This is a genomic window from Nocardiopsis coralli (genome assembly GCF_014892575.1).
GTDB lineage: Bacteria > Actinomycetota > Actinomycetes > Streptosporangiales > Streptosporangiaceae > Nocardiopsis > Nocardiopsis coralli.
In genome coordinates this window covers 45,709-63,608 of sequence record NZ_JADBGI010000016.1, presented here as the reverse complement: position 1 = coordinate 63,608, position 17,900 = coordinate 45,709, and the positions used below count along the sequence as shown (strand labels likewise).

General features: G+C 72.5%; 18 protein-coding genes. 13 read left to right on the top strand and 5 right to left on the bottom strand.

The window, feature by feature from the left end; all coding sequences use genetic code 11:
* The first annotated feature begins 48 nt into the window (after positions 1 to 48).
* The 7 genes from IDM40_RS18245 to pcaDC all read left to right on the top strand — a co-directional run bounded on the left by IDM40_RS18245 (position 49) and on the right by pcaDC (position 6,884).
* Positions 49 to 909 (top strand): CoA transferase subunit A, encoded by an 861-nt coding sequence (locus tag IDM40_RS18245; protein ID WP_193123234.1) that lies wholly within the window; start codon positions 49 to 51, stop codon positions 907 to 909.
* A complete protein-coding gene (locus IDM40_RS18240; protein ID WP_193123233.1) occupies positions 906 to 1,661 on the top strand; it encodes a CoA-transferase subunit beta in 756 nt (251 codons plus the stop codon). Before IDM40_RS18245 ends, IDM40_RS18240 begins: the two co-directional genes overlap by 4 nt.
* A gap of 88 nt (positions 1,662 to 1,749) precedes the next feature.
* Positions 1,750 to 2,964, top strand: coding sequence for a thiolase family protein (locus tag IDM40_RS18235; protein WP_193123232.1), 1,215 nt, complete (start codon positions 1,750 to 1,752; stop codon positions 2,962 to 2,964).
* Between the two features lie 40 nt (positions 2,965 to 3,004).
* Positions 3,005 to 3,766 (top strand): protocatechuate 3,4-dioxygenase subunit beta, encoded by a 762-nt coding sequence (pcaH, locus tag IDM40_RS18230; RefSeq protein ID WP_193123231.1) that lies wholly within the window; start codon positions 3,005 to 3,007, stop codon positions 3,764 to 3,766.
* Positions 3,763 to 4,326 carry a protocatechuate 3,4-dioxygenase subunit alpha gene (gene pcaG, locus IDM40_RS18225; RefSeq protein WP_193123230.1) on the top strand — a complete coding sequence of 188 codons (564 nt, stop codon included), beginning with the start codon at positions 3,763 to 3,765 and terminating at the stop codon, positions 4,324 to 4,326. Before pcaH ends, pcaG begins: the two co-directional genes overlap by 4 nt.
* Positions 4,327 to 4,381: 55 nt before the next feature.
* Positions 4,382 to 5,761 (top strand): 3-carboxy-cis,cis-muconate cycloisomerase, encoded by a 1,380-nt coding sequence (gene pcaB, locus IDM40_RS18220; protein ID WP_193123229.1) that lies wholly within the window; start codon positions 4,382 to 4,384, stop codon positions 5,759 to 5,761.
* Positions 5,751 to 6,884: a bifunctional 3-oxoadipate enol-lactonase/4-carboxymuconolactone decarboxylase PcaDC gene (gene pcaDC / locus IDM40_RS18215; RefSeq protein WP_193123228.1), complete on the top strand. Its 1,134-nt coding sequence runs from the start codon at positions 5,751 to 5,753 to the stop codon at positions 6,882 to 6,884. Before pcaB ends, pcaDC begins: the two co-directional genes overlap by 11 nt.
* Positions 6,885 to 6,954: 70 nt before the next feature.
* On the opposite strand, the gene IDM40_RS18210 is transcribed toward pcaDC, so the two are convergent.
* The gene (locus tag IDM40_RS18210) at positions 6,955 to 8,253 is read right to left on the bottom strand and encodes an MFS transporter (RefSeq protein WP_193123227.1); all 1,299 of its coding nucleotides are present in this window, start codon (positions 8,251 to 8,253) and stop codon (positions 6,955 to 6,957) included.
* Between the two features lie 97 nt (positions 8,254 to 8,350).
* Positions 8,351 to 9,544, bottom strand: coding sequence for a 4-hydroxybenzoate 3-monooxygenase (locus IDM40_RS18205; protein WP_193123226.1), 1,194 nt, complete (start codon positions 9,542 to 9,544; stop codon positions 8,351 to 8,353).
* Positions 9,545 to 9,624: 80 nt separating this feature from the next.
* Between IDM40_RS18205 and IDM40_RS18200 the strand changes: the two genes are divergently transcribed.
* A complete protein-coding gene (locus tag IDM40_RS18200; RefSeq protein ID WP_193123225.1) occupies positions 9,625 to 10,416 on the top strand; it encodes an IclR family transcriptional regulator in 792 nt (263 codons plus the stop codon).
* Between the two features lie 15 nt (positions 10,417 to 10,431).
* Here the strand turns inward: IDM40_RS18200 and catC are convergent, their stop codons facing one another.
* The 3 genes from catC to catA all read right to left on the bottom strand — a co-directional run bounded on the left by catC (position 10,432) and on the right by catA (position 12,772).
* Complete coding sequence (catC, locus tag IDM40_RS18195) at positions 10,432 to 10,710, bottom strand: muconolactone Delta-isomerase (protein ID WP_193123224.1); 279 nt, start codon at positions 10,708 to 10,710, stop codon at positions 10,432 to 10,434.
* Between the two features lie 14 nt (positions 10,711 to 10,724).
* The gene (locus tag IDM40_RS18190) at positions 10,725 to 11,846 is read right to left on the bottom strand and encodes a muconate/chloromuconate family cycloisomerase (RefSeq protein ID WP_193123223.1); all 1,122 of its coding nucleotides are present in this window, start codon (positions 11,844 to 11,846) and stop codon (positions 10,725 to 10,727) included.
* Positions 11,847 to 11,926: 80 nt separating this feature from the next.
* Positions 11,927 to 12,772: a catechol 1,2-dioxygenase gene (gene catA, locus IDM40_RS18185; RefSeq protein ID WP_193123222.1), complete on the bottom strand. Its 846-nt coding sequence runs from the start codon at positions 12,770 to 12,772 to the stop codon at positions 11,927 to 11,929.
* Between the two features lie 214 nt (positions 12,773 to 12,986).
* Here catA and IDM40_RS18180 point away from each other — a divergent pair, with 214 nt between their 5' ends.
* The 5 genes from IDM40_RS18180 to IDM40_RS18160 all read left to right on the top strand — a co-directional run bounded on the left by IDM40_RS18180 (position 12,987) and on the right by IDM40_RS18160 (position 17,790).
* A complete protein-coding gene (locus tag IDM40_RS18180; RefSeq protein ID WP_193123221.1) occupies positions 12,987 to 13,760 on the top strand; it encodes an IclR family transcriptional regulator domain-containing protein in 774 nt (257 codons plus the stop codon).
* A gap of 221 nt (positions 13,761 to 13,981) precedes the next feature.
* Positions 13,982 to 15,361 (top strand): benzoate 1,2-dioxygenase large subunit, encoded by a 1,380-nt coding sequence (benA, locus tag IDM40_RS18175; protein ID WP_193123220.1) that lies wholly within the window; start codon positions 13,982 to 13,984, stop codon positions 15,359 to 15,361.
* 11 nt (positions 15,362 to 15,372) lie between these two features.
* Positions 15,373 to 15,897 carry a benzoate 1,2-dioxygenase small subunit gene (benB, locus tag IDM40_RS18170; RefSeq protein ID WP_193123219.1) on the top strand — a complete coding sequence of 175 codons (525 nt, stop codon included), beginning with the start codon at positions 15,373 to 15,375 and terminating at the stop codon, positions 15,895 to 15,897.
* Positions 15,898 to 15,931: 34 nt separating this feature from the next.
* Positions 15,932 to 16,999, top strand: a complete 1,068-nt coding sequence (gene benC / locus IDM40_RS18165; protein ID WP_193123218.1) for a benzoate 1,2-dioxygenase electron transfer component BenC — start codon at positions 15,932 to 15,934, stop codon at positions 16,997 to 16,999.
* Positions 16,996 to 17,790, top strand: coding sequence for a 1,6-dihydroxycyclohexa-2,4-diene-1-carboxylate dehydrogenase (locus IDM40_RS18160; protein WP_193123217.1), 795 nt, complete (start codon positions 16,996 to 16,998; stop codon positions 17,788 to 17,790). The genes benC and IDM40_RS18160 overlap by 4 nt, the downstream gene beginning before the upstream one ends.
* The last annotated feature ends 110 nt before the right edge of the window (positions 17,791 to 17,900 follow it).

The window sequence follows — 17,900 nt, the reverse complement described above, 5'->3', positions numbered from 1 at the left end:
AGGTTGTTCGTCATAAGAACAAGTATTCACAATGCGAACGGAGGCCTCATGGTCCTGCCCCTGGACGAGGCGGTCCGCACCCTCATCCGCGACGGGGACACCGTCGCCCTCGAAGGGTTCACCCACCTCATCCCCGTCGCCGCGGGGCACGAGATCATCCGCCAGGGCCTGCGCGACCTCACCCTGGTACGGATGACCCCCGACATCGTCTACGACCAGCTCATCGGCGCCGGGTGCGCGCGCAAGCTCGTCTTCTCCTGGGGCGGCAACCCCGGCGTGGGCTCGCTGCACCGGTTCCGCGACGCGGTCACCCACGGCTGGCCGGTCCCCCTGGAGGTCGAGGAGCACAGCCACGCCGGCATGGCCAACCGCTACGTCGCGGGCGCTTCCGGCCTGCCCTTCGCGATCCTGCGCGGCTACAGCGGCACCGACCTCGTGGGCAACAACCCCAACATCAGCACCGTGACCTGCCCCTTCACCGGGCAGGAGGTGGCCGCCGTCCCCGCGGTCAACCCCGACGTCACGGTCATCCACGCCCAGCGCGCCGACCACGACGGCAACGTGCAGCTGTGGGGCATCACCGGGATCCAGAAGGAGGCCGCCCTGGCCGCCGAGCGCGTCCTGGTCACGGTCGAGGAAGTCGTCGACACCCTCGAGCCCGTGCCCGGCCAGGTCCTGCTGCCCGGCCGGGTCGTCGACGCAGTCAGCGTGGTCCCCGGCGGAGCGGCCCCCTCCTACGCACACGGGTACTACGAGCGCGACAACTCCGCCTACAAGGCGTGGGACAAGATCGGCCGCGACCGCGAGGCCTTCACCTCCTGGCTCGACGACCTCACCGGAAGTACCCCCGGAGCCCGCCCCGAGCGGTCGGGCGCGACCACCCCCGACCCGGCAGGGAGCACCTCGTGACCACCGTGACCTGGACCTCCGACGAAATCATGACCGTCACCGCGGCGCGCTCGCTCGAGGACGGGATGTCCTGCTTCGTCGGCATCGGTCTGCCCAGCACCGCCGCGAACGTCGCCCGGCGCACCCACGCGCCCGGGCTGTGGATGATCTACGAGTCCGGAACGCTCGGCACGGTCCCCGACCACCTGCCGCTGTCCATCGGCGACGGCATCCTCACCGACACCGCCGACACCGTGGTCTCGGTCCCGGAGGTCTTCAACTACTGGCTGCAGGCCGGGCGCATCGACGTCGGTTTCCTCGGCGCCGCCCAGCTCGACCGCTACGCCAACATCAACACCACGGTGATCGGCGACTACGACGACCCCAAGGTGCGCCTGCCCGGTGCCGGCGGCGCGCCCGAGATCGCCGCGTCCTGCCGCGAGGTCATCGTGATCATGCGCCACAGCAGCCGCGCCTTCGTCGACCGGGTGGACTTCGTGACCTCGGTCGGGCACGGGCGCGGCAAGGGCGACCGCGAACGCCTGGGCCTGCGCGGGGCCGGGCCGACCCGGGTCATCACCGACCTCGGCGTGCTCGAACCCGACCCGGAGACCAGCGAACTGGTGCTGACCGGCGTGCACCCGGGTGTGGAGGTCGACCAGGTCGTGGAGGCCACCGGCTGGGACCTGAGGATCGCCGACGACCTCGTGCGCACCCCCGCCCCCACCGACGGCGAGCTGTCCGTGCTTCGCTCTCTCACCGGGGCCCGCTGACACCGGCCCCGCCGCCCGACCGGCCCGCATCGGCCGGAACACACCGACCGTGCCCGGCCACGACCCCACCACGACCAGGAGGCCCCCGGTGAGCGACACCTACGTCCTCGACGCCGTCCGCACCCCCTTCGGCAAGTTCGGCGGAGCGCTGTCCGGCGTCCGCCCCGACGACCTCGCCGCGCACGTCGTCGGCGCCCTCGTCGACCGCGCCCCCGGCCTGGAGCGTTCCGGGTCCCCCGTCGGCCCGGGCGGCAGCGAAGGCGAACCGCCCGTCGACGAGGTGCTGTTCGGCAACGCCAACGGCGCCGGCGAGGAGAACCGCAACGTCGCCCGGATGGCGTCGATCCTCGCGGGGCTGCCCACCTCGGTCCCGGGGTCGACGGTCAACCGGCTGTGCGGGTCCGGCCTCGAGGCGGCGGTCCAGGGCAGCCGCGCGATCCAGACCGGCGACGCCTCCCTGGTCCTGGCCGGGGGTGTGGAGTCGATGAGCCGCGCCCCCTGGGTCGTGCCCAAGCCGCCCAAGGGGTTCCCGGCCGGCGACGCGACCCTGCACTCCACGACGCTGGGCTGGCGCATGGTCAACCCGTGCATGCCCGACCAGTGGACGGTGTCGCTGGGCGAGGCGACCGAGCGCCTGGCCGACAAGTTCGGGATCGCCCGCGACGAGCAGGACGCCTTCGCCCTGGCCAGCCACGAGAGGGCCGCCGAGGCGTGGGAGAAGGGGGTCTTCGACGGCGAGATCGTCCAGGTGCCCGGCGCGCACCTGGACCGCGACGAGTGTGTGCGGGAGACGTCCCTGGACAAGCTCGGCGGGCTCAAGACCGTGTTCCGGGCCGAGGGCACCGTCACCGCGGGCAACGCCTCACCCCTCAACGACGGCGCCGCCGCCCTGCTGCTGGGCGACAGCGCCGCCGCCGACCGCACCGGGCTGGAACCCCTCGCACGCATCGCGGGCCGGGGCGCGGCCGGTGTGGACCCGGACGTGTTCGGTGTCGGTCCGGTGCGTGCCGCCGAGATCGCCCTCCAGCGGGCGGGGATCGGCTGGGGCGACCTGTCGGTGGTCGAGCTCAACGAGGCCTTCGCCGCCCAGTCCCTGGCCTGCCTGCGTTCGTGGGACGGTCTGGACCCGGCCGCCGTCAACCCCAACGGCGGCGCCATCGCCCTGGGGCACCCGCTGGGTGCGTCCGGGGCCCGTATCCTCGGCTCCCTCGCCCACGAGCTGCGCCGGCGCGGCGGCGGGTGGGGCCTGGCCACGCTCTGTATCGGGGTCGGCCAGGGGCTGGCCGTCGTCCTCGAGGCCTGAGCCCCGCACGAGCCCGCGCACGAACCGAAAGGACCACACGATGCCCACCACCCCCGAGGCGAGGACGGGGTCGGGGCTGTACGTGCCCCAGTACGTCCGCGACCACGACACCCATCCCCCGCTGGACTACCCCGGGTACAACAGCACGGCGCTGCGCCACCCGAAGCGGCCGCTCACCCTGCTGCCGCACACGCTGACCGAGGTCACCTCCCCGGTGCTGGGCCACGAGCGGGTCGGCGAGCTCGACCACGACCTGACCCGCCAGCACGAGGGCGGCGAACCCCAGGGCCAGCGGATCACCGTGCACGGGCAGGTGCGCGACAGCGACGGCAGGCCGGTCCCGCACACCCTGGTGGAGGTCTGGCAGGCCAACGCGGCCGGGCGCTACCGCCACACCGGCGACAACTGGCCGGCCCCGCTGGACCCCTACTTCACCGGGGTCGGGCGCGCCATGACCGACGCCGAGGGGTTCTACCGGTTCGTGACGGTGCGGCCGGGCGCCTACCCCTGGAAGAACCACCAGAACGCGTGGCGCCCCGCGCACATCCACTTCTCCCTGTTCGGGCAGGCCTTCACCCAGCGGCTCGTCACGCAGATGTACTTCCCCGACGACCCGCTGTTCTTCCAGGACCCGATGTGGAACTCGGTGCCCGAGGAGGCCCGGGAGCGTATGGTCGCCCGGTTCGACTACGGCAGCACCGAACCCGAGTGGGCGCTGGCCTACCGCTGGGACATCGTGCTGCGGGGCCGCGGGCAGACCCCGTTCGAGTCCGAGGAAGAGATCGCGGAGGACGACGAGTGAGCACCTACCCCACCACCCCGTCCCAGACGGTCGGCCCGTACCTGCACATCGGTCTGCCCTGGCCGGACGGTCCGTTCGCGGTCGACGAGGGCACACCGGGTGCGGTGTGGATCCGCGGGACCGTGCGCGACGGGGCCGGCGAGCTGGTCGCCGACGCGCTCGTCGAGACCTGGCAGGCCGACCCGGACGGCCGTTTCGATCACCCCGACGACCCGCGCGGCGCACGTTCGTACCCGGGGTTCCGGGCGTTCGGCCGCTGCCCCACCGACGGCGAGGGCTCCTACGGCATCCTCACCCTGAAGCCGGGCGCGGTACCGGGACCGGACGGGGACCAGGCGCCCCACATCGACGTGTCGGTCTTCGCGCGCGGGATGCTGCACCGGGTCGTCACGCGCCTGTACTTCCCGGAGGAGGAGGCCGCCAACGCCGCGGACCCTGTGCTCGCCAGCGTGGAGGACCCGGAGGCGCGGGCCACCCTCGTGGCGGGCACGGCCCCCGACGGCTACCGTTTCGACATCCGGCTGCAGGGCGAGGGAGAGACGGTCTTCTTCGACATCTGACCGCCCGCCCGGGCGCTGCCGCCGACCGCGCCCGTCCGTCCACCGAGGGAGCCACATGACCGGCCTGTTCGACGGGGTCCTCACGCGGGGCCCCGTCGGTCCGTGCACCGACGACACCGCCTGGCTGCGGGCGCTGCTCGACACCGAGGCGGCGCTGGCGCGGGCCCTGGCCGACACCGGCCTGATGACGCCCGCGCAGGCCGAGGCGGTGGCGGGCGCGTGCGACCCGGACCTGTACGACACCGGGGCGTTGGGACAGGCGGCCGCGGGCGGGGGCAACCCGGTGATCCCGCTGGTCAAGGAGTTGACCGGACGGGTGCGGGCCGTGGACGCCGAGGCCGCCCGCCACGTGCATCAGGGCGCGACCAGCCAGGACGTCATGGACACCGCCGCGATGCTCCTCTCGCGCCGGGCCGGGGACGCGCTCCTGGCCGACCTGGACAGCGCGACGGAGATCCTGCTCTCCTTGGCCGCCGAGCACCGGGACACCCCCATGGCCGGGCGCACCCTGCTGCAGCAGGCGCTGCCCACGACCTTCGGGGCGGTCGCGGCGGGGTGGGCCCACGGGCTCTCCACGGCCGGCGACGGGCTGTGGCGGGCGCTCGACGAGAGCGCGGCCGTGCAGCTCGGCGGGGCGGTCGGGACCCTGGCCTCCTTGGGCACGGACGGGCCCCGCGTGGCCGCCGCGCTCGCCCGCCGGCTGGGCCTGGCCGAACCGGCTCTGCCCTGGCACACCGAACGCGGCCGCATCGCCGACCTCGCCGGCGCCCTCGGGCGTGTGGCCGGCGCCGTGGGGACCGCCGCACAGGACGTGGTCCTGCTGTCCCAGACCGAGATCGGCGAGGTCACCGAGGACGGCGGCCCCGGGGTCGGGGGTTCCTCGACCCTCCCGCACAAACGCAACCCGGTCGCCGCCGTCAGCGCCCTGGCCTGCGCCCGCCAGGCCCCCGGCCTGGTGTCGACCCTGCTGGCCGCGCAGATCCAGGAACACCAGCGGGCGGCCGGGTCCTGGCACTCCGAGTGGCTGCCGCTGACCGACCTGTGGCGGCGCACCGGCAGCGCGGCGGCCTGGATGCACACCAGCGCCGAGCGCATGCGGGTGCACCCCGACCGGATGCGCACCGGACTGGACGCCACCGGCGGGACCGCGCTCAGCGAACGGGTCACCACCGACCTGGCCCCCGAACTGGGGAGGTTGGAGGCCCACCACCTCGTCTCGGCCGCCTGCGCGGAGGCCGTCGAGACCGGACGCGACCTGGTCGGGGTGCTCGCCGAGCGCCTCGACGGGGTCCGGAGCCCCGACCGGATCCGCGCCCTGCTCGACCCCTCCGGTTACCTGGGGGCGGCCGGCCTCTTCACCGACCGTGTCACCGGCGCAGGCGAGGCGGGGAGCAACGGCAGCACGACCAGCGAAGAAGGAACCCATGAGCGTTGAACTCCACCACACCGTCAGCGGCCCGGAGGACGCCCCGGCGCTGCTGCTCGGGCCCTCCCTCGGTGCGGCCTCCGACATGTGGCAGCCGCAGGTCGAGGCGCTCTCGGCCCACTTCCGGGTGATCTGCTTCGACACCCGCGGGCACGGGGACTCCCCCGTTCCGGACGGCCCGTACTCCATCGCCGAGCTGGCCGGGGACGTCCTGCGCCTGATGGACGACCTCGGGGTACGCCGCGCCCACTACGCCGGGCTGTCGCTGGGCGGCATGATCGGCCAGTGGTTGGCGGTGCACGCCCCCGAGCGCATCGACCGGCTCGCGCTGCTGGCGACCTCCCCGCGCATGGCACCGGCACAGAACTGGCTGGACCGGGCGAAGCTGGTGCGGTCCGAGGGCACCTCCGCGGTCGCCGACGGGGTCGTGGACCGCTGGTTCACCCCCGGTTTCGTGCAGGAACACCCCGACCAGGTGCAGGACCGGCGCGACCGGGTCGCCGCCACCGCCCCCGAGGGGTACGCGTCGGTGGCCGAGGCGATCGCCGAGTGGGACATCGTCGCCGAACTGCCGCGCGTCGAGGCCCCGACCCTGGTCATCGCCGGGGCCGACGACCCGGCCACCCCGCCGGAGGGGCACGGTTCGACCATCGCCGAGCAGATCCCCGGTGCGCGCCTGGCCGTGCTGGACCAGGCGGCGCACCTGCTGTCGTGGGAGCAGGCCGAGCGGGTCAACACGCTCCTCGTCGAGCACTTCACCGCCGGGGACCGGCACGCCGCGGGGATGCGGGTGCGCCGTTCGGTGCTCGGCGACACCCACGTGGACCGCGCCGAGGAGCGAAAGACGCCGTTCAGCGAACCCTTCCAGGACCTCATCACCCGGTACGCCTGGGGTGAGATCTGGACCCGGCCCGGCCTGGACCGCCGCACCCGCAGCTGCATGGTGCTCACCGCGCTGACCGCGCACGGCCACTGGAACGAGCTGGGCATGCACGTGCGCGCCGCCCGCCGCAACGGCCTGAGCGCCGACGAGATCGGCGAGGTCTTCCTGCAGGCCGCCATCTACTGCGGGGTCCCGGCGGCGAACAAGGCCTTCGCGATCGCGCAGGAGGTCCTGGCCGAGGAGGCCTGACCGGGCCTCCGCACTCGCTGCGCCACGAGGGCGCCCGGCCGCGGCCGGGCGCCCTTCGGTGTGTCCGGGGTCAGTCGTCCGCCGCCGGGACCCGGGGACGGGCTCCGGGATCGGTACCTCCGTCCGAGGTGCCGGGGCCCGTACCCCCGTCCAGGTGTTCGGGTTCGACCGGGGCGGGGCGGCGGGCGCAGAAGACCGCCAGGCCGCCGAGCACCCCGACCAGCGCGAAGGCGTAGAAGCCCCACGGGTAGGCGATCCCGGCGGTGATCAGCGCGCCTCCCAGCACAGGGCCGGTCATGGCGCCCAACCGGCCGACACCCGCCGACCAGCCCAGGGCGGTCGCCCGGTTGGCGGGCGGGAAGACCCGGCTGATGTAGGCGTAGACGAGCACCTGCGAGCTGAAGACGAAGCACCCGGCCAGGAGCACGGCCGCGTACGCGCCGACACCGGGCAGGCGGATGCTGAGCGCCGCGAGCAGCACCGAGGCGACCGCGAACCAGACCAGGTTGGTGGCGCGCGGGCCGAAGCGGTCGGCGGTGCGGCCGGCCACGATCAGGCCGACGACGGCACCGGTGTTGAGGGCCAGCAGCAGTCCCAGGGCGGCGTCGAGTTCGTACCCGGCGGCGCGCATGATCTCGGGCAGCCAGGTGTTGAGCCCGTAGACCAGCAGCAGGCCGCAGAAGGAGGCCGCCCAGAACGCGAGGGTGGACCGTCCCAGGCCGCCCCGGAACAGCGAACGGACCGCGTCGGAGCTCGCGCCGGCGGCCGGACGCTGCGGGGCCTGCTGCCCGAAGGACTCCGACTCGGGCAGGTACCGGATCATCAGCGGCACGAGGACCAGCGCGGGCAGGGATCCGGCGATGAACATGGCCTGCCAGCCCAGCGTGGGCAGGATGAACAGGGCGATCAGGGCGGTCAGCATGGCGCCCACGTGGTAGCCGGTCATCAGCGTGGTCGTGGCGCTGCTGCTGCGGCCCTTGCGGGCGTACTCGGTGGACAGGGCGATCGCGGTGGGCAGGCAGCCGCCGAGTCCGATCCCCGCCAGGAACCGCAGGAGCGCGAAGGCCCACAGCGAGGGCGCCCAGGCGCACAAGGCGGTGAGCAGGGAGAAGCTCGCCACCGCGTAGATCATGACCTTCCGCCGGCCGATGACGTCGGTGACGGTGCCGATGAACAGCGCCCCGATCGCCATACCGGCGAGCCCTGCCGTGGTGGCCATCCCGGCGGTGTTCGGGGTCATCCCCCACTGGCCCTCGTCGAGCAGCGTGGGCAGCGTGGTGCCGAGCACCACCATCTCGAAACCGTCGAGCACGACGGCGATCCAGCACAGGGGCATGACCCACCCTGCGTGGCGGACGGACGATCTCACGGGGCGCCTCCTGGAGGGGCGTGATGCGTGTGCGGGAACGCGGACACGCGGTCGGTCGGTGCGTGGCGGGGGGCGATCGGTGTCAGAGGGATCGGTGTCAGAGGGACAGGGGCCAGCCGGTGTAGGCCTCGGCGAGGTAGGTCGAACCGGCGGCGCTGCTGGTGACCGAGTCGAGCTCGCCGCGCTGGCGGTTGAGGTCGAAGTCGCTGCCGGCGGGGTCGGTGTGCAGCATCGAGGTCATCCAGTAGGAGAAGTGTTGGGCACGCCAGACGCGGCGCAGGGCGGTGGGGCCGTAGGTGTCCAGGGTGCCCTCGTCGCCGGATCCGAAGAAGTCGGTCAGGGTGCGGGCGAGCACCTGCACGTCGGCCATGGCGAGGTTGAGGCCCTTGGCGCCGGTGGGCGGGACGGTGTGTGCGGCGTCGCCGGCCAGCAGCAGGCGGCCGTGGCGCATCGGGGTACGGACGTAGCTGCGCATGGGGATCACCCCGCGCTGGAAGATGCGGCCCTCCTTCAGGGAGAACCCGTCCTCTCCCGCGACACGGGCCTGGAGTTCGTCCCAGATGCGGGCGTCGCTCCAGTCGGCGGGGTCCTCCCGCGGGTCGCACTGGAAGTACATGCGCTGGACGGTCGGGGTGCGGCTGCTGATGAGCGCGAACCCGCGTTCGGAGTGGGTGTAGATCAGCTCGGGCGCGGACGGCGGCGCCTCGGCGAGGATCCCGAACCACCCGAAGGGGTAGGTGCGGAAGTGGTCCTGGGCGGTGCCGTCGGGGAAGGCGTTCCGGCTCACCCCCGCGGACCCGTCGCACCCGGCGACGACGTCGCAGCGCAGGCGGGTTCGGGTACCGTCGCGGTCGGTGAAGGCGACCTCGGGCTCGGTTCCGCCGACCCCGTCGACGACGACGTCGGAGACGCCGAAGCGCAGGTCGGCGCCGTCGCGAACGCGGGTGGCGATGAGGTCCTTGAGCACCTCGTGCTGGGGGTAGAGCCACACGGACCGGCCCACGTGGCGGGCGAAGTCGATGCGGTGCCCGCGGCCGTCGAAGCGCAGTTCGATGCCGTCGTGCCGGGCCCCCTCGGTGTGGACGCGGGTGTCGATCCCGGATCCGGAGAGCAGGTCGACGGTGCCCTGTTCGAGGATCCCTGCGCGGATGGTGCCCTCGATCTCGTGGCGTTCGCGGATCTCCACGACGACGGAGTCGATGCCCTGCGCTGCGAGCAGGTGGGAGAGGGTGAGGCCGGCCGGGCCCGCGCCGACGATCGCGACCTGGGTTCGGGTCTCGTGAATGTGCATGAGGTCAACGGAACCCGTGCGTCAGGTCACAGTCCAGGGGTGTGTTCCGTTGACCGGAAGATCCGTGCAATTATGTGCGCATGCCGAGCATGCGTACGGATGACGACCGTTCGGTGACCGCCCGAGCCCTCGATCTCCTCGGAGCCCTCACCCCTGAGCGCCCCAGCGCGACCCTGGCCGAGCTGGCCCGCGCGGCGGGCCTCGCCCCGGCCACCGCCCACCGCCTCGTCGGGGAGCTGCTGTCGTGGGGCGCGCTGGAACGCGGCGCGGACGGGCGCTACCGGGTCGGGCTGCGGCTGTGGCGCACCGGCCTCCTGGCACCGGTCGCCGACCGCCTGCGCGAGCGGGCGCTGCCGTACATGCAGGACCTCTACGAGATCACCCGCGAGAACATCCACCTGGCCGTGCGCGACGGCGACCACGCGCTGTACGTGGAAAAACTCGCCGGACACCGCTCCGTCCCGGTGCTGTCCCGGGTGGGTGAACGCCTGCCCCTGCACACCACCGGCGTCGGCAAGGCGCTCCTGGCCTGGTCGGGACCGGACCATGTGCAGGCCTACTGCGCCCGCGGCCTGGAAGCACGCACCCGCCACACGATCACCGAGGGCGGCAGGCTCGCACGGGACCTGCGCCGGGCGGTCGAGCGCGAGTACGCCTCCACCCACGAGGAGATGACCCTCGGTTCGTGCTCGGTCGCGGTGCCCGTGCGCCCCGACCGGCAGGCGCCCCCGGTCGCAGCGCTGGGCATCGTGGTGCACTCGGTCCGCGCCGACCTGCAGCGGCTGGTCCCGGCGCTGCGGGTGGCCGCCACGGGGCTGGGACGGCGCCTGGCCGAGGACCCGGACCCGGGCGTGCCGGGCCGGCCCGGGTAGTCGGTCCGCGCGGGCTCAGAGCGCCGAGGGGTGCCGGGTCAGCGGCATGACCTCGATGTCCATGTACGGGAACAGCGGCAGGGCGGTCAGGATCTTGTGCAGCTCGTCGGCGGACTCCACGTCGAAGACGCTGATGTTGGAGTACTGGCCGACGATGCGCCAGATGTGCACCCACGTGCCCTCGCGCTGCAGCTGCTGCGAGTAGGCCTTCTCGCGGGCGACGGTGTCGGTGCGCACCTGCTCGTCGAGGTCGCGCGGGATGTCGACGTCCATGCGGACGTGGAAGAGAGCCATGTCGGGCCTTCCGGTCAGGTGCGGGTGAAGCGTTTGACGGCGTCGGGGTCGAGCTCGACGCCGAGCCCGGGCCCCTCGGGCAGGTGCAGGCGCCCGTCGGCGTAGCGCAACGGTTCGGTGAGCAGCTCCTCGGCCAGCAGCAGCGGCGCGAACAGCTCGGAACCGTGGTTGACCCCGGGTTCGGAGCACACGAAGTGCAGCGAGGCGGCGGTGCCCACCGGCCCCTCCAGGGACGTCGCGCCGTGCAGGGCGACCCCCTGTGCCTTGGCGATCGCGGCGACCTCCCGGCTCTGGCGCAACCCGCCGACCTTGGTGGTCTTGAGCGCGATGACGTCGGCCGCCCCCTGGCGCACGACCTCCAGGGCGTCGTGGGGGCTGCACACCGACTCGTCGGCCATCACCGTGGCGCCGGTGCGGCGGGTGAGCTCGGCCAGCACCTCGATCTGGTTGCCGGGGGTGGGCTGCTCGACCAGATCGACGCCGGCCTCGACGAGGCGGGGCACGTGGGTCAGGGCGGTGAAGCGGTCCCAGCGGGCGTTGACGTCCACGCGCACCGACGCGCGCCCGTCCAGGGCCCGGGCGATCTCGGCGACGCGGCGGGTGTCCTCGTCCGGTGGCAGGGCGCCCATCTTGAGCTTGAAGCTGTGGTGGAGCCCGGACTCGAGCTTGCCCTCGACCTCGTCCAGCACCTCGCCGACGGGGGCCGAGCCGAGCGCCCAGGTCACCTCGATCGAGTCGCGGCACGCACCGCCGAGCAGGTCGTGCACGGGCACCCCGAGCGAACGGGCCCAGGCGTCGTGGAGGGCGACGTCGACGGCGGCCTTGGCGAAGCGGGCGTTGGCGACCACCCGTTCCAGGTCGGCCATGATGCCCGGGAGCTCGTTCACCCGGCGGCCGACGATCACGGGGGCGAGGTAGCGGTCGACGATCGCCTTCATGGTCTCGACCGATTCGCCGCCCCACCAGGGACCGCCGGGCACGACGCCTTCGCCGTGGCCGGCCACGCCGTCCTCGGTGGTGACGGTGACCAGCAGGATCGGCTGGGCGGTGGCGGTGGTGGTCGCGAACTTGTGCGGGCGTATCAGGGGCACGTCGAGGATGACGCTGTCCACGGAGCGGACGGTGAGGTCGGGCATGTGCGCTTCCTGTGCGAGCGGGCAGGGGGCGGCCGCCGGCCCGGTGCGGGCCGACGGCGGCGAGGACGGGACGGGGTGCCCTACTCGGCGGGGTCGAGGGCGAAGCGGTACTCGACCCGGTGGAGGCCGTCCTCCCCCTTGACCGGGTCGAGGATCAGTTCGGGCTTGGTGGCGGAGGCGACGTCGTCCTCCACCCACTCGCCGCCCCGGAAGTAGAGCTGCGTGGTGATGGGGTGGCGGCCCGGGCTGGACACGATCAGGTGCAGGTGGGCGGGGCGCCACGGGTGGCCGTTCTGCGCCTCGATGAACTGCCCGGTGGGGCCGTCGGTGGGGATCTTGTACGGCGCGGGCAGCGCGGTGGTGATGGAGTAGCGGCCCTGCTCGTCGGTGACGATGGTGCCGCGCAGGTTCCACTCGGGCAGGTGCGGCGCGAACTGCGAGTAGTACCCCTCGGCGTCGGCGTGCCAGAGCTCGACCTTCGCGCCGCCGAGGCCGTTGCCGTCGAGGTCGGTGACCTGGCCGGAGAAGACGAGCTGCTCGCCCCGGCGGTCCTCCTCGCGCATCGGCATGGTGCACTCGGCCGGCAGCTCGGGCGCGTCGGCCACGTAGTAGGGACCCTCGATGCTGCCCTTGGTTCCCTGGCGGGAGCGGGCCAGGACCTCCTCGACGGAGTGCTCGATGAACACGTCGAGGAACAGCGGCCACTCGCCGCCCTCGCCGACGTCGATGAGCCACTGCTTGAGGACGCGGTACTCGGCGTAGCTGACCTCGTGGTCGAGGATCACCCGGTTGAGCGCGCCGAGGGCGTCCTTGGCGATCGCGGCCAGGCGCTCGGGCGGGGTGTCGGCGCTGACGCGCTCGGCGGTGAACTTCTCGGTGGCGGCGGTCCCGGAACCGGAGGCGGTGGGGGCGTCGGTGGCGGTCATCGGGGTTCTCCTCGCGGATGTCGCGGACGGGAGCGGAGCGGTGTCGCCGCGGGGGTGCGGGGGTGCGGGCCGGGAACGGGACCCACCCCACGGGGCGTACGCTGTGCGTACTGGTTAACCGCTGTGCGTACGAGGCTCAGTGTGCGTTGGTTCACCGGTGCTGTCAATGCCAGACTTCGCGGGCACGGCCCGGACACCCCGACTCGGAGGCCCCATGACCAGCAACGACCGCGACTTCATCCGGAGCATCGAACGGGGCTTCACCGTCCTGTCGGCCTTCGGCGAGCAGCGGCCGACCCCCACCCCGGCCGAGGTCGCCGAGGCCACCGGGCTGTCCCGGCCCGCGGTCCGGCGCATCCTGCTCACCCTCCAGCGGCTCGGGTACGTGGACAACGACGGGGACCGGTGGCGCCTGACCCCGCGGGTGCTGAGCCTGGGTCGGCACTTCTCCGCCTCCCACGCGCTGACCGAGGCCGCCCAGCCCCTGCTGCTCGAGCTGGCCGACCGCACCGGGGAATCGGCCTCCCTCGGTGTGCTCGACGGGACCGACGTGGTCTACGCGGCACGGGTCCCGGTCCGCCGGATCATGAGCATCAACGTCTCGGTCGGCACCCGGGTCCCGGCCTACGCCACGTCCATGGGGCGGGCGCTGCTGGCGTGGGAGAGCCCGGACACCGTCGACCGGGTGGTCTCGGGTTCGGGCTTCGCCCCGTTGGGCCCGGCCACGGTCACCGACGCCGACGCCCTGCGCGAGGCGGTCGGGGCGGTACGCGAACACGGGTACGCCCTGACCTCCGACGAGCTGGAGCGCGGGCTCATCACCCTGGCCGCCCCGGTCCGCGACGCCTCCGGGGTCTCCGTCGGCGCCCTGGCGAGCTCCACCTCGACCGGGCGGGCCTCGGTGGAGGAGTTCCGGGACGCGGTGGCCCCGCTGATCACCGACGCGGCCGAGCGGCTCAGCAGCCGCATGGGGTTCACCGGCCACTAGCACCTCGGGGACCTCACTGACCTGGGACTCCACCGGGGGACGGCCCGTGTCCCCCGGCTCCCGCACAGCATGACGGGCCGGGGCTGTCCGGCTCCAGACCCCCTGGGCCAGTCCTAGGCATTTGCCCGGTGTGACTCAGGACACCGAGTGTCAAGGTGGTGGGCAACTTCGCCGAAACGACCTGTTCACGGCGGGTTCACGAGCACCACAGGAGGTACCCGGTGACCGAGACCCTGGGCCATGTCCGATCCCTCCTCGACGACGCACTCATCGAGGACGAGGCCAACGGCCGCCACCAGATGCACCGGTCGGTCTTCACCGACGAGGAGCTCTTCGAGCTCGAGATGAAGTACATCTTCGAGGGCAACTGGGTCTACCTGGCGCACGACAGCCAGATCCCGAACGTGGGCGACTACTTCACCACCCACATCGGGCGCCAGCCGATCGTCATCACCCGCGGCAAGGACGGCGCGCTCAACGCCCTCATCAACGCGTGCAGCCACCGCGGCGCCATGCTCTGCCGCCGCAAGACCGACAACCGCACCACCCTGACCTGCCCCTTCCACGGGTGGACGTTCAACAACGCCGGCAAGCTGCTCAAGGCCAAGGACCAGCGCAGCGGCGGCTACCCCGAGCAGTTCAACAAGGACGGCTCGCACGACCTCACCAAGGTCGCCCGGTTCGAGAGCTACCGCGGGTTCCTGTTCGGCAGCCTCAACCCCGACGTCAAGCCGCTCGACGAGCACCTCGGCGACACCCGCACCATCCTGGACATGCTCGTCGACCAGTCCCCCGAGGGCCTGGAGGTGCTGCGCGGCGCCTCCACCTACACCTTCGACGGCAACTGGAAGCTCCAGGCCGAGAACGGCGCGGACGGTTACCACGTCTCCTCCACACACTGGAACTACGCGGCCACGACCGCCCGCCGCAAGTCCGGTGAGTCCGCGAACGAGACCAAGGCGATGGACGCCGGCACCTGGGGCAAGCAGGGCGGCGGTTACTACTCCTTCGACCACGGCCACCTGCTGCTGTGGATGTGGTGGGGCAACCCGCAGGACCGCCCGCTCTTCCCGCAGCGCGAGGAGCTCGCCGAGAAGTTCGGGGAGAAGAAGGCCGAGTTCATGGTGGGCGCGTCCCGCAACCTGTGCCTGTACCCGAACGTGTACGTGATGGACCAGTTCTCCAGCCAGATCCGGCACTTCCGGCCGATCTCGGTGGACAAGACAGAGGTCACCATCTACTGCATCGCGCCGAAGGGCGAGAGCGACGAGTCGCGCGCCAACCGGATCCGCCAGTACGAGGACTTCTTCAACGCGACCGGCATGGCCACCCCGGACGACCTGGAGGAGTTCCGCTCCTGCCAGAAGACCTACCGGGCCACCGCCTCCCCGTGGAACGACCTCAGCCGCGGCGTCACCCACCAGCTGAACGGCCCGGACGAGACCGCGCGCGGCATCGGGCTCGACAACGTGCTCTCCAGCGGCGCCAAGACCGAGGACGAGGGCCTGTACCCGATCCAGCACGGCTACTGGCGCGACGAGATGGTCAAGGCCCTGGCCGAGGAGAGCGCCCACCGGATCGAGCAGAACACCCAGAGCTGAGGCCACCGACCATGACGATCACCGCATCCGTGCCCGCGACCGCCGCCACCATCACCCGCGCCGAGGTCGAGGACTTCCTGTACCGCGAGGCCCGGCTCCTGGACGACCGCCGGTTCGAGGACTGGCTGGAGTGCTATCACCCCGAGGCCGAGTACTGGATGCCGGCCTGGGACGACAACGGCGAGCTCACCGAGGACCCCCAGCGCGAGATCTCGCTCATCTACTACCCCAACCGGGGCGGCCTGGAGGACCGGGTCTTCCGCATCCGAACCGACCGCTCCAGCGCCACGTCGCTGCCGGAGCCGCGGACCGGCCACAACATCTCCAACGTGGAGATCCTCGACCGCCGCGACGGCGAGATCGACCTGCGCCACAACTGGTTCTCGCTGTACTACCGGTACCAGACCACCGACACCTACTTCGGGGTCACGCACCTGACGCTGGACCTGACCGGCGAGCAGCCCCGCATCCGCCGCAAGAAGATCGTGCTGAAGAACGACTGCGTGCACCACGTCGTCGACATCTACCTGCTCTGATCCCGCTCCCCCAGCCCCCGGAAGGAGGCACCCCATGGCGCACCAGGTCGCGCTGGCCTTCGAGGACGGCGTCACGCGCATGATCTCCTGCAACCCGATGGAGACGGTCGCCGACGCCGCCTACAAGGCCCGCATCAACATCCCCTTCGACTGCCGCGACGGCGCCTGCGGAACCTGCAAGGCGTTCTGCGAGAGCGGCGACTACGACGGCGGCGACTACATCGAGGACGCCCTCACCGACGACGAGGCCGACGAGGGGTACTGCCTGCCCTGCCAGATGACCCCGGAGAGCGACCTCGTGGTGCAGGTGGCCAGCACCTCGGCCGCCGCCAAGACCGGCGCCGCCCGCCACACCGGCACCCTCACCGAGCTCCGCCACCTGTCGGAGACCACGGTCGCCTTCACCCTGGAGGTCGACGAGCGCGACGAGCTGGCGTTCCTGCCCGGCCAGTACGTGAACGTGGAGGTGCCCGGCACCGGGTCGACACGTTCCTACTCCTTCAGCTCGGGCCCCTCCGCCCGCGAGGTCTCGTTCCTGGTGCGCATCACCGAGGGCGGGCTCATGTCGGAGTACCTGCGCGACCGCGCCCGCGAGGGCGACCGGCTCGACTTCACCGGGCCGATGGGGAGCTTCTTCCTGCGCGAGCAGAAGCGCCCCGCCCTGCTGCTGGCCGGCGGCACCGGGCTCGCCCCGATGCTGTCGATCCTGGAGCGGATGAAGGACTCCCCCGCCGAGCACCCGGTCCACCTGGTCTACGGCGTCTCCACCGACGAGGACCTCGTGGAGCTGGAGGCCCTGGACCGGCACGCCGCCGAGCTCCCCGGGTTCACCTACTCCTACTGCGTGGCCGACCCCGACAGCGGCGCCCCCAACAAGGGGTACGTGATGTCGCTGATGGGCCCCGAGCACCTGCACGGCGGCGACGTCGACGTGTACCTGTGCGGCCCGCCGAAGATGGTGGAGGCGGTGCGCGGGCACCTCGACGACGAGGGCATCGCCCCGGCCGCGTTCCACTTCGAGAAGTTCAACCCGGCCGCCGCCCCCTCCGACGGGGAGAAGGAGGGCCTGCGGTCCTCCCTCGGGGAGAAGGTGGCCGGATGAGCGCCTCGGTCCACCCCGGCCGGTTCGACGGCAAGGTCGTCGCGGTCACCGGCGCGGCGCAGGGCATCGGCCGCGCGGTGGCCCTGCGCATCGCCGCCGAGGGAGGCACGACGGTGCTGATCGACCGTTCCGCGGTCGTGCACGAGGTCGTGGAGAAGATCCTCGGCGACGGCGGACGCGCCGAGGCCCTCACCGCCGACCTGGAGTGCTTCGAACCCGCCGAGGAGGTCTTCGACGGGATCCAGGAACGCCACGGCCGCATCGACGTGCTCGTCAACAACGTCGGCGGCACGATCTGGGCCAAACCCTTCGAGAAGTACACCGCCGACCAGGTGCAGACGGAGATCCAGCGTTCCCTGTTCCCGACGCTGTGGTGCTGCCGGGCGGTGCTGCCGCACATGATCGAGGCCGGCGGCGGCACCGTCGTCAACGTCTCCTCGGTCGCGACCCGCGGCGTGAACCGGGTCCCCTACTCGGCTGCCAAGGGCGGCGTCAACGCGATCACCGCATCGCTGGCCCTCGAGGCCGCACCGCACGGCGTCCGGGTGGTGGCGACCGCGCCGGGCGGGACCGAGGCCCCCGCCCGCAAGGTGCCGCGCGGGCCGTCGGCCGCCACCGACCAGGAACGCGCGTGGTTCCAGGAGGTCGTGGACCAGACCACCGAGCACTCCCTCATGGGCCGGTACGGATCGCTGGAGGAACAGGCCGCCGCGATCTGCTTCCTGGCCTCCCCCGAGGCCTCCTACATCACCGGGAGCGTGCTGCCGGTGGCCGGCGGCGACCTCGGCTGACGGGAGGGGTCACACCCCCCGGCCCCTCCCCTTCTTCCGCGCTCTTCCCCTCTCTCCCGCCCCGCGCGCCCCTGCCCTTCCTTCGCGCGCCCTCGGCCTGCTCGCATTCC

Bases quoted from the DNA above. Each gene is read 5' to 3' on its own strand.
- IDM40_RS18245 (WP_193123234.1), top strand. From the start codon at position 49: ATGGTCCTGCCCCTGGACGAGGCGGTCCGCACCCTCATCCGCGACGGG.
- pcaH (WP_193123231.1), top strand. From the start codon at position 3,005: ATGCCCACCACCCCCGAGGCGAGGACGGGGTCGGGGCTGTACGTGCCC.
- pcaB (WP_193123229.1), top strand. From the start codon at position 4,382: ATGACCGGCCTGTTCGACGGGGTCCTCACGCGGGGCCCCGTCGGTCCG.
- pcaDC (WP_193123228.1), top strand. From the start codon at position 5,751: ATGAGCGTTGAACTCCACCACACCGTCAGCGGCCCGGAGGACGCCCCG.
- IDM40_RS18205 (WP_193123226.1), bottom strand. From the start codon at position 9,544: ATGCACATTCACGAGACCCGAACCCAGGTCGCGATCGTCGGCGCGGGC.
- IDM40_RS18200 (WP_193123225.1), top strand. From the start codon at position 9,625: ATGCCGAGCATGCGTACGGATGACGACCGTTCGGTGACCGCCCGAGCC.
- catC (WP_193123224.1), bottom strand. From the start codon at position 10,710: ATGGCTCTCTTCCACGTCCGCATGGACGTCGACATCCCGCGCGACCTC.
- IDM40_RS18190 (WP_193123223.1), bottom strand. From the start codon at position 11,846: ATGCCCGACCTCACCGTCCGCTCCGTGGACAGCGTCATCCTCGACGTG.
- catA (WP_193123222.1), bottom strand. From the start codon at position 12,772: ATGACCGCCACCGACGCCCCCACCGCCTCCGGTTCCGGGACCGCCGCC.
- IDM40_RS18180 (WP_193123221.1), top strand. From the start codon at position 12,987: ATGACCAGCAACGACCGCGACTTCATCCGGAGCATCGAACGGGGCTTC.
- benB (WP_193123219.1), top strand. From the start codon at position 15,373: ATGACGATCACCGCATCCGTGCCCGCGACCGCCGCCACCATCACCCGC.
- benC (WP_193123218.1), top strand. From the start codon at position 15,932: ATGGCGCACCAGGTCGCGCTGGCCTTCGAGGACGGCGTCACGCGCATG.
- IDM40_RS18160 (WP_193123217.1), top strand. From the start codon at position 16,996: ATGAGCGCCTCGGTCCACCCCGGCCGGTTCGACGGCAAGGTCGTCGCG.